Annotated in this window: 16 protein-coding genes; 7 read left to right on the forward strand and 9 right to left on the reverse strand. The window is 45.4% G+C overall.

Annotated features, from left to right (window positions below):
* Positions 1-225: 225 nt before the first annotated feature.
* The 5 genes from ACP7BU_RS12705 to ubiG form a co-directional block, all read right to left on the reverse strand.
* On the reverse strand, positions 226-381 hold the full coding sequence (locus ACP7BU_RS12705) for a hypothetical protein (RefSeq protein ID WP_004281231.1): 156 nt from the start codon (positions 379-381) through the stop codon (positions 226-228).
* A gap of 184 nt (positions 382-565) precedes the next feature.
* A complete protein-coding gene (locus ACP7BU_RS12710; protein WP_004281232.1) occupies positions 566-985 on the reverse strand; it encodes a hypothetical protein in 420 nt (139 codons plus the stop codon).
* A gap of 156 nt (positions 986-1,141) precedes the next feature.
* Positions 1,142-1,888: a YciK family oxidoreductase gene (locus ACP7BU_RS12715; protein WP_005094903.1), complete on the reverse strand. Its 747-nt coding sequence runs from the start codon at positions 1,886-1,888 to the stop codon at positions 1,142-1,144.
* 39 nt (positions 1,889-1,927) lie between these two features.
* Complete coding sequence (locus ACP7BU_RS12720) at positions 1,928-2,617, reverse strand: HAD family hydrolase (RefSeq protein ID WP_425880082.1); 690 nt, start codon at positions 2,615-2,617, stop codon at positions 1,928-1,930.
* Positions 2,614-3,342 (reverse strand): bifunctional 2-polyprenyl-6-hydroxyphenol methylase/3-demethylubiquinol 3-O-methyltransferase UbiG, encoded by a 729-nt coding sequence (gene ubiG / locus ACP7BU_RS12725; protein ID WP_071850321.1) that lies wholly within the window; start codon positions 3,340-3,342, stop codon positions 2,614-2,616. Before ubiG ends, ACP7BU_RS12720 begins: the two co-directional genes overlap by 4 nt.
* Positions 3,343-3,569: 227 nt before the next feature.
* Here ubiG and ACP7BU_RS12730 point away from each other — a divergent pair, with 227 nt between their 5' ends.
* A complete protein-coding gene (locus ACP7BU_RS12730) occupies positions 3,570-4,184 on the forward strand; it encodes a thiol:disulfide interchange protein DsbA/DsbL (protein ID WP_005094908.1) in 615 nt (204 codons plus the stop codon).
* Between the two features lie 55 nt (positions 4,185-4,239).
* Here the strand turns inward: ACP7BU_RS12730 and ACP7BU_RS12735 are convergent, their stop codons facing one another.
* Positions 4,240-4,941 (reverse strand): TetR family transcriptional regulator, encoded by a 702-nt coding sequence (locus ACP7BU_RS12735; RefSeq protein ID WP_425880081.1) that lies wholly within the window; start codon positions 4,939-4,941, stop codon positions 4,240-4,242.
* 210 nt (positions 4,942-5,151) lie between these two features.
* On the opposite strand from ACP7BU_RS12735, the gene rph reads away from it, so the two are divergent.
* Entirely contained in the window at positions 5,152-5,868 is a 717-nt protein-coding gene (gene rph / locus ACP7BU_RS12740; protein ID WP_425880080.1) for a ribonuclease PH, read from the forward strand.
* 181 nt (positions 5,869-6,049) lie between these two features.
* Complete coding sequence (locus ACP7BU_RS12745) at positions 6,050-6,247, forward strand: hypothetical protein (RefSeq protein ID WP_005108197.1); 198 nt, start codon at positions 6,050-6,052, stop codon at positions 6,245-6,247.
* A gap of 100 nt (positions 6,248-6,347) precedes the next feature.
* Here ACP7BU_RS12745 and nadC read toward each other — a convergent pair whose 3' ends face one another.
* Positions 6,348-7,193, reverse strand: coding sequence for a carboxylating nicotinate-nucleotide diphosphorylase (gene nadC, locus ACP7BU_RS12750; RefSeq protein ID WP_425880079.1), 846 nt, complete (start codon positions 7,191-7,193; stop codon positions 6,348-6,350).
* A gap of 182 nt (positions 7,194-7,375) precedes the next feature.
* Between nadC and ampD the strand changes: the two genes are divergently transcribed.
* Complete coding sequence (ampD, locus tag ACP7BU_RS12755; protein ID WP_004281241.1) at positions 7,376-7,966, forward strand: 1,6-anhydro-N-acetylmuramyl-L-alanine amidase AmpD; 591 nt, start codon at positions 7,376-7,378, stop codon at positions 7,964-7,966.
* A 60-nt stretch (positions 7,967-8,026) separates the two neighbouring features.
* Positions 8,027-9,577, forward strand: coding sequence for a murein biosynthesis integral membrane protein MurJ (murJ, locus tag ACP7BU_RS12760; RefSeq protein WP_425880078.1), 1,551 nt, complete (start codon positions 8,027-8,029; stop codon positions 9,575-9,577).
* Between the two features lie 125 nt (positions 9,578-9,702).
* Here the strand turns inward: murJ and ACP7BU_RS12765 are convergent, their stop codons facing one another.
* The gene (locus ACP7BU_RS12765) at positions 9,703-9,861 is read right to left on the reverse strand and encodes a DUF1328 domain-containing protein (protein WP_004647174.1); all 159 of its coding nucleotides are present in this window, start codon (positions 9,859-9,861) and stop codon (positions 9,703-9,705) included.
* 192 nt (positions 9,862-10,053) lie between these two features.
* On the opposite strand from ACP7BU_RS12765, the gene ACP7BU_RS12770 reads away from it, so the two are divergent.
* Positions 10,054-10,506: a YcgN family cysteine cluster protein gene (locus ACP7BU_RS12770; protein ID WP_247144270.1), complete on the forward strand. Its 453-nt coding sequence runs from the start codon at positions 10,054-10,056 to the stop codon at positions 10,504-10,506.
* A gap of 19 nt (positions 10,507-10,525) precedes the next feature.
* Here the strand turns inward: ACP7BU_RS12770 and ACP7BU_RS12775 are convergent, their stop codons facing one another.
* On the reverse strand, positions 10,526-12,664 hold the full coding sequence (locus ACP7BU_RS12775; RefSeq protein WP_191112988.1) for a putative bifunctional diguanylate cyclase/phosphodiesterase: 2,139 nt from the start codon (positions 12,662-12,664) through the stop codon (positions 10,526-10,528).
* Between the two features lie 263 nt (positions 12,665-12,927).
* On the opposite strand from ACP7BU_RS12775, the gene ACP7BU_RS12780 reads away from it, so the two are divergent.
* The gene (locus ACP7BU_RS12780) at positions 12,928-14,196 is read left to right on the forward strand and encodes a replication-associated recombination protein A (RefSeq protein WP_425880077.1); all 1,269 of its coding nucleotides are present in this window, start codon (positions 12,928-12,930) and stop codon (positions 14,194-14,196) included.
* Positions 14,197-14,494 lie beyond the last annotated feature (298 nt).

Raw genomic sequence — 14,494 nt, forward strand, 5'->3', positions numbered from 1 at the left:
AACAAATGCAGAGATATTATGATGATGTCATGTTTTTACATGACTATATGCGACGGCATCACTTCTATAAAGTAGCCTACCGAGCTATGTCCTTATCTCATCAAAGCAAGGGCCAATATGCAAGCGAAAATCGATGACTTAGCTCAAAAAAACAGCATTGAATCAGCAAGAAAAAAGTTCATGATTTACTGAAACGGCAAAGAATTTTGCCAGTTTAGTTCGAGATTAATTCCATTGTTCTGCCAAACCTTGTAAGGACTGAATCGCGTCAGCCACGGATTCAGCTTGTAGGGCGTCATCGAGTGCCACAATCAATGCTTCAGATAACTGCAACTGTTCAATCCGGTGAATTGTTTCAATTTTACGTTTTTGGTCAGCCATGCTGCGCTCCTGATTTGATCTATCTGTGATTCAAGAAAGCATAGTCCAATCAGTTTAATTTGGAAAACCGTATAATTTTATATATTTAATATGTAAATCCGATTTATTGTTATTTTTTGCAGGATTTTAAGAAAAAAAGGGCACTTTATCGAAAAGTGCCCAAGATTATTCAATGACCCGACTTTTAATAAGCGTAGTTCAGGTCAGTATAATCGTTGAGTGATTTCTGCACATGCGCCTGAATAAAGGCACGTACATCCTCGGCCGTCATGGCTTTGCCCTGATTGCTGATGACATGTTCGATTTCTGGCTGACCTTCAATTTTAATGCGATAAACAAAATGCTTGGCCAGACGATAACTGTCGTCTAATTTTTCAATGCCAGTCACATAATAATAGGCATGTTCAAAATTCAGATCCTGATGTGAAAATACAAATTGCTCGAACAATTTGAGTTTCTGAGCATTTTCGAGTGCTTTGATGTCATCCACGATACTGGCTTCAAACTTGGTGCCGTATTTCTCTGAAATAGGCTGTTGATCAATCAGCAGCGACACCATGCCATCGTCTAAATGGGTCACCGTAATATTGTTTAATTCAGTCATGATGCACTCGAGTGAAATATAGTGGGGCTTAGTATGCTGTTATTTTAATGAAACTCAATGCGAGCGGGGTGAACTTACTTAAGATTTATGCGCTGAATATGACTAAAAATGAAATAAAAAGGGAGCGATTGCTCCCTGAATGACAGACAGAATTACTTAATCCTGTGCATCAATACTCTGGCCATTCATATGCAGACTGTCGTTACCCATCAAATATAGATAAGCCGGCATGATTGAATCGGGGGTAGGCAGGGTTTTCGGATCTTCATTCGGATAGGCCTTGGCGCGCATGGCAGTCCGCGTTGCTCCGGGATTGATGCAGTTATAACGGATATTTGGATGTACCTGCTCTTTGGCAAATAACTGGCTTACCGCTTCAATAGCAATTTTAGAAACCGAATAGGCACCCCAGCGTTCGCGGGCTTCGCGGCCTACACCTGAGCTGGCAAAAACCACAGAAGCATGTTCGGATTTGGATAATAACGGTAACAGCGCTTGGGTCATGACAAAGGGTGCACGCAGATTGACCGCCATCACATCATCCCAGACATTGACCGGATAATCCGCCAAGGGAACCCGTTCGCCTAAAATGCCGGCATTGTGCAGAATGCCGTCCAGACGACCAAACTGACGGTCTAGCGTATCGAGCAAAAGCTCATAATCACGTTCTGACGCACTCGATAGTTGTAGCGGCAAGATGGCAGGTTGCGGCGCACCCAAACTTTCAATTTCATCATAAATGACTTCGAGCTTGTTTAAGGTACGCCCATGCAGCACCACAGTTGCGCCATGCAAGGCATAACTGATTGCTGCTGCACGTCCAATGCCATCGCCCGCACCTGTGATTAGGATGATACGATCCTTGAGCAGATCGGGGCGAGGTTGATATGCTGAATATTTCATTATCTACCTCCTCACTTCTTATTATTTAGTGTTAAGCGTTCAAGATACCGCAGTATGCTGCTTCAGTACTAGTGTCTGAATCAATTGATGTAATTCTGGCACAGTATGCACGATATGGTCGGCCTGCCAGGCGTTTAAATCGTCTTTGTATTGCAATGGCAAATAACCATAAGCAGCCAGAATGGTCAGCATCTGGGCATGACGGCCGGCATCAATATCTCGTGGATGATCTCCGACATAGATACAGTCTTCCGCGGCAAGATTCAGTTGCTGGGCTGCCAGATACATTGGTTCAGGATCAGGTTTGGTCCGAGTGACATCTTCTGGACATACCAACACCGCACAGCGTTCACTCAAGTTCAGTGCTTGCAGTAAAGCCTCACTGAGCCAGCGCGGTTTATTGGTCACAATGCCCCAAGGAATGTCATTTTCCTCTAGCTGTTCCAACAAAGGATACATGCCGTCAAACAGATCGGTATCGACCGCAATATCTGCGCCGTACATGTCCAGAAAGCGCTGACGGTGTTGCAGAAAGACCGGATCTTCTAGTTGCAGTTCCGGATAAACCAGTTTCACCATAGCGCGAGCGCCTTCGGAGACCTGGGTACGAATCAGCTCGGGTGCAACCAGTGGGCGGCCTTCTTCATGGCACATCTGCTGGATAATCCGGATAAAATCGGCAGCGGTATCAATCAGGGTACCATCGAGGTCAAATAAAACGGCTTTCATGCTGTGGTCTCTGCTGCGCTATCTTTCACGGTATAGACCATATAGTTCACATCAACATTCGGTGCCAGCCAATAACGCTTGGTCAGCGGATTATAGTGCAGACCGGTCATGTCTTTAAGCTTTAAACCCGAGTTGCGAATGTCATGTGCCAGTTCGGACGGCTTGATAAATTTGCTGTAATCGTGGGTGCCTTTGGCCAGCATGCGCAAGACATATTCTGCCCCAATAATGGCAAATAAATAGGACTTTGGATTACGGTTAATGGTCGAGAAGAATACATGACCACCTGGCTTGACCAGTTTATGACAGGCCTGAATAATCGATGCCGGATCTGGCACATGCTCTAGCATTTCCATGCAGGTCACGATGTCATATTGGCCAGCCTGTTCCTCTGCCAGTTGCTCGACCGGCACCTGACGATATTCAATATTGCTTACGCCTTCCTGTTCAGCATGGATGCGTGCCACATTTAAAGGGGCTGCGCCCATATCAATTCCGAGCACATTGGCACCACGTCGCGCCATGCTTTCGGCCAGAATGCCACCGCCACAGCCGACATCCAACACTTTTTTGCCGCTTAAGCCTCCGGCATGTTCATCAATCCAGTTTAAACGCAGTGGATTAATCATGTGCAAGGGGCGGAACTCGGAATGCTGATCCCACCATATAGCTGCAAATGCTTCAAACTTGGCAATTTCTTGTGGATCAACATTCAATTGCGACATCGGTGTCACCTCAATCAGTCGTGATTAGCTAAAAATATGTATGTGCCGAATGGCCAGAGAAACTGATTTAAAACCTTGAAAATCAGTCCGATGGTTTAGTGTAGCGATTCTGGCAGAAAAAGCGATAAAAGCAGCAAAAAAGTTCACAGAATGAAAACGAAACCGGCATAATTGATTTATAGTGAACACATAAACTAAGCATAATGATTTAGAGGACGATAATCCGAATGAAAAAATTCCTTTTAGGCGCTGTTGCCGCATCTGTTTTGGCCTTTTCAGGCAATGCTATGGCCAATTTTGTGGCAGGTCAGGACTATCAGGTGGTTGCAAAACCAGTCAAAGTCGAAAAGCCGGGCAGAATTGAGGTACGTGAATTCTTCTGGTACGGCTGTGGTCACTGTTTCGCGCTTGAACCACATATGCAGGGCTGGTTGAAAAAATTACCAAAAGATGTACGTTTTGTACGTACGCCGGCTGCAATGAATCCACTCTGGGAACAGGCAGCACGTGCTTATTATGTGTCTGAAGCATTGGGTGTGCGTCAAAAAGCACATTTACAATTATTCCATGATATTCATGACAAGCAACGTCCAATTTTAGAACAGGCACAACTGGCTAAGTTCTATACCCGCTATGGTATTTCTGAAGCAAAATTTAACAGCACTTATAAATCTTTCCCGATCACTTCGAAAATTGCCCAAGCCAAAAATCTGGCTGCTCAGTATCAGTTAAGTGGTGTTCCCGCAGTGACCGTGAATGGTAAATATATTGTGCAGGGTAATGATGCCAAAGTCATTCAGGTGGTGAATTACCTGATCGAAAAAGAGCGTAAAGCCAAATAAGTCTGAACTGACGATCAGTAAAAAAACCTGCATCATGATGCAGGTTTTTTTTTATTTAGACTGGAGGAATGACCGCTTCATTGAGCACAGGGCTTGCGGTTTCAACTGTTTCGGCAGGTCGCCGGTACCAGTGCAAAATGCCACGCAGCAAGAGTTGCATCTGTAGCACACTTTGGGTTTTAAAGGCAGTGGATTGGGCGCGGCGCAGCTCTGGATCAGCTTGATGCTGCAGATGAATCCAGCCCATGGCCCAGTTCAGAGACAGCTCAATCAGCATCTGTGCCAGAGCCTGCAAGTCCTGTGGTGCCTGAATATGTCGGGTCGATTGCATCTTGGCCAGTTCATGCATGACATCTTCAGCCAGAAAATGAATTTCCCGTTCAATGCCGACACGTAACACGTCCGAACCGCCCCAACGTTCTGCCACAAAAAAAATCCAGGGTTCAGGATGATATTCGACGGCCTGAAAGAAGAGCTCAAGCCCGGTGTGGGTTCGGGTATTCGGCTGATACAGATAAGCCTGCCCCAGCTGATTGAGTACGCCCTTGATATGAATCGCAACCTGATCCAGCAATTCCAGACCCAACTGGTTCATATCCTGAAAGTGCCGATAGAACGCCGTCGGTACTACTCCGACTGCATTCGCGACTTCACGTAGGCTGATCGTGCTGAAAGCGCGGCCCTGACTGCTGAATGCTAGTGTCGCATCGAGTAGTGCCTGATGACTTTGCTGCTTGCGATCTTCACGTAAGGACATAAATGGGTTTCCTGTCACTGGCTTCCCTCATAGGGAGTTTTAGTCTAGCAAAAATTAAATCAAATCGTAGTGCCACAGATCGGCAGAATTTTGACATCTCGTAGCGAGCTGATGCATTGATTTTGTAAATGAATCACCAGGCTGCCTAATCTTGGCAAAGGCTTCTGCTATACTGAGCCGCAATTATTTTGAACCCATACAGGACTTATTATGCGTATCGACCAGCGAGCATTAGATCAATTACGTGAAGTGAAAATTACCCGTAACTATACACGTTATGCGGAAGGCTCTGTATTGGTTGAATTTGGTCATACCAAAGTACTCTGTACTGCCAGTGTGGATAGTTCTGTACCGCGTTTCCTCAAAGGTCAGGGCCAAGGCTGGGTGACTGCTGAATATGGCATGTTGCCACGTTCAACTCATACCCGTAGTGACCGTGAAGCGGCACGTGGCAAACAGAGTGGCCGTACTCAGGAAATTCAGCGTCTGATTGGTCGTAGCTTGCGCTCAATGGTCGATCTGAAAAAGCTGGGTGAAAATACCATTACTATCGACTGTGACGTAATTCAGGCTGATGGCGGCACCCGTACTGCAGCGATTACTGGTGCTGCGGTGGCTTTGGTCGATGCCATGAACGTCTTGCTGGAAAGAAAGAAAATCAAACATGATCCATTAAAAGGTTTGGTGGCTGCGGTTTCTGTGGGTATTTTCAAAGATGAAGTATTACTGGATCTTTGCTATGAAGAAGATTCAAACTGTCAAACCGATTTGAACGTGGTGATGACTCAGGCCGGTGAATTTATTGAAATTCAAGGCACTGCAGAAGATAAGCCATTTACCCGCGCACAATCGAATGCCTTGCTGGAAATGGCCGAGAAAGGCATTCAGGAACTGGTGAAAAAACAGCAAGAAGCTTTAGGCTGGTAATCCATCCCATGCTGAGAAACGCATCTCCGGATGTGTTTTTTTATGCCTGAAATTTCAGCAATTGCTGTATGAAAAAACTGCATCACAAAGCTTCATCACAAAAATCCGACATGAATCGGCTATATCTGAACCGGTTTTGCATCGATATTGGATCAGGCGAGATCACAATGAGGAATGCGGCATGAAACAGTGGCTTTGTGCAATTTCATTGCTGGGCGTGTTTGGATTAACTGCCTGTGACTGGGGTAATAATCGTGAAAATGACGAGCGTTCAGTATTAAATCAGGATCGTGATGAGGATAACGGAAGATATAACGACCGTGATGGTGACGATGATGACCGCGATCGTCGAGGTAATCGGGACGACGACGATGATTAAGGTCTAAAATAGAAAATTGAGCAAAATATGCGCAAAAAAAATTTCTAAAAATAAAAAAAGGGTGCTTCGCACCCTCTACGGTCATCTATCCCATTTAGGCTTAAGCATTGAAACGCATCGACAGATCAATGGCTTTGACATCTTTGGTCAGCACACCCATGGAAATATAATCTACGCCGGTACTCGCGACTTCACGTAAATTATCAATCGTGATATTACCAGAGGCTTCCAGTTTGCAGCGACCAGCTACATGTTGCACTGCATTGATCATTTGCTGCTGAGTGAAATTATCCAGCATCACGATATCCGCATGGGCTTCGAGTGCCTGATTTAGTTCATCCCAGGTTTCAACTTCAACTTCGACAGGCTTGCCCGGCGCAATCTGATGGGCTTTGGCAATCGCCTGAGCAATGCCACCCGCTGCCATAATATGATTTTCTTTAATCAAAAATGCATCGAACAGGCCCAGACGATGGTTCTGACCACCACCAATGGCTACGGCATATTTTTGTGCAATACGTAGGCCCGGAAGCGTTTTACGAGTATCTAACAATTTGGTGTTTAAACCTTGTAGCTCTTTGACATAGTGGGCAGTTTTAGTCGCAACCGCAGACAGCGTCTGGACAAAGTTTAGCGCAGGACGTTCCACGGTGAGTAGGCTACGTGCAGATCCGGCCAGTTTTAAAAAGGCTTGATTGGCTTGAACGTGATCACCATCATTTTTCAGCCAGGTCACTTCAATACTGGGATCATAGGCCTGAATCAAGGCATTTACCCAAGGCTGGCCGGCTAAAACCATGTCTTCACGGCTAATGATGGTGGCAGTGGTCTGTTCATCTTCAGGAGTCAGCAGGGCGGTAATATCGCCTTCACCGATATCTTCAGAAAGTGCCTGTTGAATATTGATCTGAATGGACTGGTCTAGCAAAGCTTGAGATATGCGCATGAGTATTTCCGTATCTTTTTTAAGCCGTGAAAATTGCGCCTTATCTTAGCACCGTTACATAAAAGATGAGCGATTTTTCATCCAGTTTGCCGGGATGAATTGAGATTTGTCCTTGAAAGTTTTAGCATGAAGCCGGCTGCAATGCTGATCTTGCAGATTTTATTTTTGGGGAGAACGGTTTTATGCAACAGGCAGCTGAGTTTCAGGTCAAGGACGGGCAACTAATCGGTGCACGTCAAATCCCGTCTCCCAATTTTAATCAGCGGCCAGAACAGACCGAGATTCAATTGCTGGTGATTCATAATATCAGCCTGCCACCTTCCCAGTTTGGCGGCGGTTATATTGAACAGTTTTTTCAGAACCAGCTGGATTGGTCAGTACATCCCTATTTTCAAACCATTGAAGGGATGCAGGTGTCGACCCATCTGCTAATTTTAAGAACGGGAGAAGTACTGCAATTTGTTAATTTCAATGACCGTGCCTGGCATGCCGGCCGCTCGACCTATTTGGGCAAAAAAGAATGTAATGATTATTCGATCGGGATCGAGCTGGAAGGCAGTGACGATTTGCCTTTTGCAACCGCACAGTATGAAGCCCTGGTCAAAGTGGCTGCCTGTTTGCAAGATTATTATCCTAAAATTCAGCAGCATATTGCCGGACATTCGGATATTGCACCGGGCCGCAAGACCGATCCGGGACCATATTTTAACTGGGCTGATTTTCGTACACAGCTACAGCATTATAAAAACACCTCAAGCTCGCTTGAGCGATGAAATTAAGCAATGAACTTCTGATAAAAGTTTCATTACAATAGCCACAAATTTATACATTAGGTGAATAGGATGGCGCTTTGGCGTTCGACCGTCATTGTCAGTGCGATGACCATGTTGTCACGCGTACTGGGATTGGTTCGAGACATTGTTTTACTGAATGTCTTTGGTGCTGGTAAAGACTTCGATACCTTCGTAGTCGCATTTCGTATTCCAAACTTTTTCAGGCGTTTATTTGCCGAAGGCGCATTTTCACAGGCGTTTATTCCGGTACTGACCGAATATAAGACCAGTCGCACGCATACTGAAGTCCAGATCCTGATCAGCCGGGTATTTGGCTGTCTGGCCACGGTCATGACCACGTTGACCATGGTCGCGATCATTGCTGCGCCATTGATCATGTATATCTATGCGCCCGGTTTTCATAGCGATCCTGAAAAATTCGCTCTGGCGACCGACATGTTCCGCCTGACCATTCCTTATTTGCTGTTCATGTCACTGACGGCTTTTGCCAGCAGTATTCTGAACAGTTATGGCTCTTTTAGTACCCCGGCATTTGCGCCGGTCTTGCTGAATGTGGCGATGATTGCCGGGGCGCTCTGGCTTACACCTTATATGGCCGAGCCGATTATGGCGCTGGGCTGGGCTGTGATCATTGCCGGTATTTTACAGCTGGCCATCCAGATTCCTGAATTGTGGCGTAAAAACCTGCTGATTCCACCGAAAATTGACTTCAAGCATGAAGGCGTAGATCGCATCATGAAGTTGATGCTACCGGCATTATTTGGTGTATCTGTCACGCAAATTAATCTATTGTTAAATACCATTTGGGCTTCATTCATGCAGGATGGTTCGGTATCCTGGCTGTATAGTGCCGAGCGTATGACCGAATTGCCGCTGGGTCTGATCGGTGTTGCAATTGGTACCGTGATTTTGCCGTCGTTATCGGCACGGCATACCGAGCAAAATCCGGAAAAATTCCGTGGCATGATGGACTGGGCAGCCAAAGTTATTGTGATGGCAGGCCTACCCGCCAGTGTTGCACTGTTTATGCTGTCGACCCCGATCATTCAGGCCCTGTTTGAACGTGGCCAGTTCACCTTTGAAGATACTCAAATGACGGCTTTGGCGCTGCAATGTATGAGCGGTGGTGTGATTGCCTTTATGCTGATTAAAGTCTTTGCTCCCGGTTTTTATGCAAAGCAGGATACCAGAACCCCGGTGCGTGTCGGTTTGATGGCTGTGGCGGCCAATGCGATTCTGAACGTGATTTTTATCGGTTTCTTCAAGCTGATTGACTGGGAAGCAGAGCATATGGCGCTTGCACTGGCATCGACGGGTTCAGCGATGGTCAATGCCGGTTTACTTTATTATTATCTGCATAAGCGTGATATTTTCCGTTTTGGTTCGCACTGGAAAAAAATCTTCCTGCAATTCATGTTTGCCAATGTGGTGATGATTGCGGCTCTGGCCTATGCCCTGAGTTGGTATAACGCAGATGTATCACAATGGATGCGTGTGGTAGAAGTATTGATCTTATGTGTTGTCGGTGTGGTAGCGTATGTTGCAGCCTTGCTGGTGGCAGGTTTTAGACCACGTCATTTAAAGCCCTAAGTTCATCTTAAAAGAAGTATTTTTGATCAAAACAGATCATTAAAATACCCATAAAAAAACAAGAGCCAGAAGGCTCTTGTTTTTTTTGAAAGCTAACACTTGCTTTGAAAAGGTCTAGCGTAAATCTAGACCTTGCCGCGCGAAAGAAAACCAACGATCGCAAGAATCACCGCAATTACCAACAAGATAATCGCAAAATCCTTAGACAAGCCTGCGACGCCACCGAAACCAAGTAGACTCGCAATTAATGCAATAACAGCAAAAATAATAGCCCAGCGAAACATATATATTCTCCATGTGTTTTTATTTTCAAATTTAGTATAGAAATAAACGATTCCAGCGACTGTTAGTGTTGTGTTGATGAACTGTCTCTGATTTAACAATAGTTTACGTGATAACAATAAAAATTTGAGACAGTAGGTCTGCAGGGTTCTGGCTGTTATAATCAGCTGATTTTTGAATATTCCGGCCCGATCATGAGCGATACTTTACGTCCCGAATTCTGGAAAAACTATTCACTTGCTGAACTGACGCAAGTCGAGTGGGAGGCCTTGTGTGATGGTTGCGGATTATGTTGTCTGATTAAACTGGAAGATGAAGATACTCAGGAAGTCGCATATACCAAAGTGGCCTGCAAATTACTGGATTGTAGCACTGCGCGTTGTTCCAATTATCCGGATCGCCTGCAATATGTGCCGGACTGTATTCAGCTCACGCCAGAGAAGCTGGAAACGATTCACTGGTTGCCTTCGAGTTGTGCCTATCGCCGGGTAGAGCAGGGCAAAAGCCTGCCATCCTGGCATTATCTGATCAGCGGTTCACGGGAAAGTGTGATTCAGGCACGTAAGTCGGCAGCAGGGCGCTGCCTGAGTGAAAGCGACATTCATGAAGATGACATCGAAGACTATATCGTACGTTGGGTGCGTTAAATCGGCCTGCGTGATGCGTTTATTGATCTGCTGGATGGAGTAGAGCCTGAGCCGAAGCACCGGCCATCGGGCGATAGAAATAGAATCCTTGTCCTATCTGACAGTCACAATGGATCAGGGTATCCAGCTGTTCTGTATTCTCGATTCCTTCCACCAGAACATCCAGTGCAATACTAGAGCCTATCTGAGTAATGGCTTTGACAATAGCCAGGGCAGACGGGTCACTGTTCATGCGTTCTACAAAGTTGCGGTCAATCTTGATGCAATCGACCGGATAGTCCTGCAAGCGAGTCAGCGAAGAATGTCCAGTGCCGAAATCATCCAGCGAAATCTGGATTCCAGCCTGTTTCAGCAGGTTGAGGGCGCGAACCACATAATTGGCACCATGCTCGGACAGGCTCTGTTCGGTAATTTCCAGTTCAACTTTGTGGGCCGGAATATCGAAATTGGACAGGCGTGCCAACAGTTTTTCGGCATAGTCATCGCGCAGGAATTCGACCGGTGCAGCATTGATGGAAATCGGTAACAGATCCAGACCTTGTGCCTGCCAGCGACTCATATCTGCAAAGACTTTCAGTTGCATGGTCTCACTGATGCGTGAGGCCAGCTCATAGTCCTGAAAGGCAGCAAAAATTTCGGAAGGTAACTGAATGTTCTGATTCTGATCTTGCCAGCGTAATAGTGCTTCGAAACCAATCACTGCACCATCAGAAAGACGTACTTTAGGTTGGTAATAGGGAATGATCTGATCGGCCAGAATAATCTTGCGAGCCAGAGTCAGCTGCTTGGTTATATTTTCCAGTGACCCACACATTTCCTGATTAAACATGCGGATGCCACCACGACCACTATTTTTCAGGTCATTTAAGGCGATATCAGCACATTTCAGCAGATTAGAGGTATTCAATGCATCACGTGGATAGATGGCACAGCCAATACTCATGGCACTGCTGATGCTATTGCCGACATAATTGATGGGCTGATCCAGCTGGGCATAGGCCATTTGCGCCGTTGCCAGCAGCTGCTCTTCACTTTCCAGATTTTTGACCAGTACGGCAAATTCATCGCCACCCAAACGGGCGATGATGGTATTTGGCCCGAAGCAGGTCTGGAAACGTTTGCCCAAGACATGTAGCAGATGATCGCCGGCAATATGGCCCAAGGTGTCATTAATATGCCGGAAATAGTCCAGATCAATCAGCAGTAAACCCGCCATGGTCTGCTGTTGTTTGGCCTTTAAAAGCACCTGCTTAAAGGTTTTATAGAAGGTACTACGATTATACAGGCCGGTGAGTTCATCCCGTTTAATTACTTCTTTTAAACGCGTTTCTGCAATTTTTTGCTGACTGATATTACGTGATACACAGAGGATATTTTGAGTAATATTCTGCTGATCCAGAATCGGGGTGAGCAGATGATCCCAATATTGGATCGGTTGATCTTTGATCTGGATTTTGCTGGAGAAACGGCTGTTTAAGCCTTGGGCTGCCTGTTTCAAAGCACGTTGCCCGGATTTTCGGGCTTCAGGGCTTAAGCGATTTAACCAGCACAATGAACGGTCCTGATCTTGTTCTGCGGTCTCATTTGCTTGTGCGAGACAGCCAGCTTGGTTGCTATGCTGAATCTCGCCTTCAGGACTGATAATGTTGATGCAGTCTGCGCTGGCATCCAACATGTTTTCCTGGGTTGAAACAATCTGAGAAAGTTGCTGTTGGATTTCAAAATAATCATGCACATCAGTCAGGGAAACGGCCCATTGCAGCAAATGTTCAGGTTCATGATGAAATTTTACCGCTAGGGTACACATGCGATAATGGGTATCACTGCGTTTAATCCGGCACTGGGTTTCAAAGTTCTGATGCTGATCCAGCGCAGCATGCCACTGCGCTAAAAACAGCTGCAAGTCTTCTGCATGAATAAAGCTCTGCCATTGCGGATGACCCTGTTCATTCAGGTTCACGCCAAGATAATCAGTCAAGGCATCGTTAAAATATTGCAGATGTTTTTTGTTGCTGACCCACAAGGGTTGCGGTAAGGCATCGATCAGATTTTTTAACAAAACCGATTCAGACAAGTGAACGTGGGGTGCAATCAGTGATGATGACGTCAGTGGCTTAGACCGACTCACAGCTCCCTGTTCAAATTTATCATGCTTCATGCATTCACCACTACAACCCAAAAGTGCCCAAGGGGCGAGATAAGTTTCTTTTAATTAGAATAAACAATATGAAAATTACACTGTAATTAATTCACAATTAATCATGTTCAAATTATTCGCTTTTATAGAGATTAATTCATTCAGAATTAAAAAAATAGAGGATATCTACATAAATTAATTTTTTATGCTTGATGTTTGCATTCTTGGAATCAAAACTGCTGATGTTAGAATGAGATCAGAATTTAGTTTGAGCCAATAATAACATGTCAGATAGTCATATCCCGCTTCCAGAACGCTTACGGCCACGCGACCTTACACAGATTATCGGGCAGGAACATTTGCTGGGAGAACATGCGCCCTTACGCCAGATGATTGATCAGGGGCATCTGCCTTCGATCATTTTTTGGGGACCTCCCGGGGTCGGCAAAACTACCATTGCCTTATTATTGGCTCAAGCGGTAGACCGGCCTTTTATCAGTCTGTCTGCCCTGAATACCGGCGTGAAAGAGCTACGTGAAATCATTGCCGAAGGTGGCGATTTGCTGACGCCAGTGGTGTTTATTGACGAAATTCACCGTTTTAATAAATCCCAGCAGGATGCATTATTAAATGCGGTCGAGAAAGGCAAAATTACCCTGATTGGCGCCACCACCGAAAACCCGTCTTTCGAAGTGAATAGTGCTTTGTTATCACGTTGTCAGGTGTATAGCCTGAATGTATTGAGTGCTGAATCGATTCAGACTTTGTTGACGCAAGCCTTGCAAAATGACTCTTTCTTACAGGAAAGACATATCCTGATTGAAGAATTTGATGCCCTGATCCAGTTCGCGGCAGGAGATGCCCGCAAGGCGCTGAATTTACTGGATCTGATTGCCAGTACCTTTGAAGCGGATATGGAAAATATCATTACCAATGCGGTGGTGGTGAAAGTGGCACAGCAAAATATTGCCCGCTATGACAAGTCTGGTGAGCAGCACTATGATTTAGTTTCGGCCTTTATTAAATCAATTCGCGGCAGTGACCCAGATGCGGCCCTGTACTGGATGGCACGCATGCTCAAAGGCGGTGAAGATCCGGTATTCATTGCACGGCGCATGTTGATTGCCGCATCCGAAGATATCGGCAACTCCAATCCAAATGCTTTGCTATTGGCTGGTGAATGTTTCCGTTCTGTGCAAGCCGTAGGCATGCCGGAATGCAGGATCATTTTGGGACAATGTGCGGTTTATCTAGCGACCAGTGCCAAAAGTAATAGTACCTATCTGGCGATTAACAAGGCGATGGAACTCGCAGATAAAACCTCAAATCTGCCAGTGCCTTTGCACTTAAGGAATGCACCGACCAAACTGATGAAAGAACAGGGCTATGGCGTGGATTATCTGTATCCGCATAATTATCCTGAGCATTTTGTGCTGCAAGAATATATGCCGCCAGAATTGAAAAATACCAAACTGTATGAATCAGCACGTAATAAACGTGAAGTTGAAGGGGAGCGTTTACAGCAACGCCGTTGGCAACAGCAACAACAGTAGCAATAAAGCTGGGTATCTCAACTAATTGAACAGAGTAAAAAAAGCCCAATTCAAGGTGAATTGGGCTGAAAGTAGGATGTTTTTTGAGGGAGATAACATCCTAGAGGGTAGAGGAAAAATCTGGTCGGCAAATATGGAGCTAAGTGCATCAATTCACTGATTTGCCTGGTATGAGATAATATTAATACAGATAGTTTTTGATGTAAAAACGATCATTTTAATAATAAAAATTTATTTTTCCGATTAAAAACCGGAAATAAAAAAACCGAGCTAAAAAGCTCGGTTTTTTCGAATCTGC

The sequence above is a fragment of the Acinetobacter sp. 40AMC3-4 genome (assembly GCF_049898185.1).
Classification (GTDB): Bacteria; Pseudomonadota; Gammaproteobacteria; order Pseudomonadales; family Moraxellaceae; genus Acinetobacter.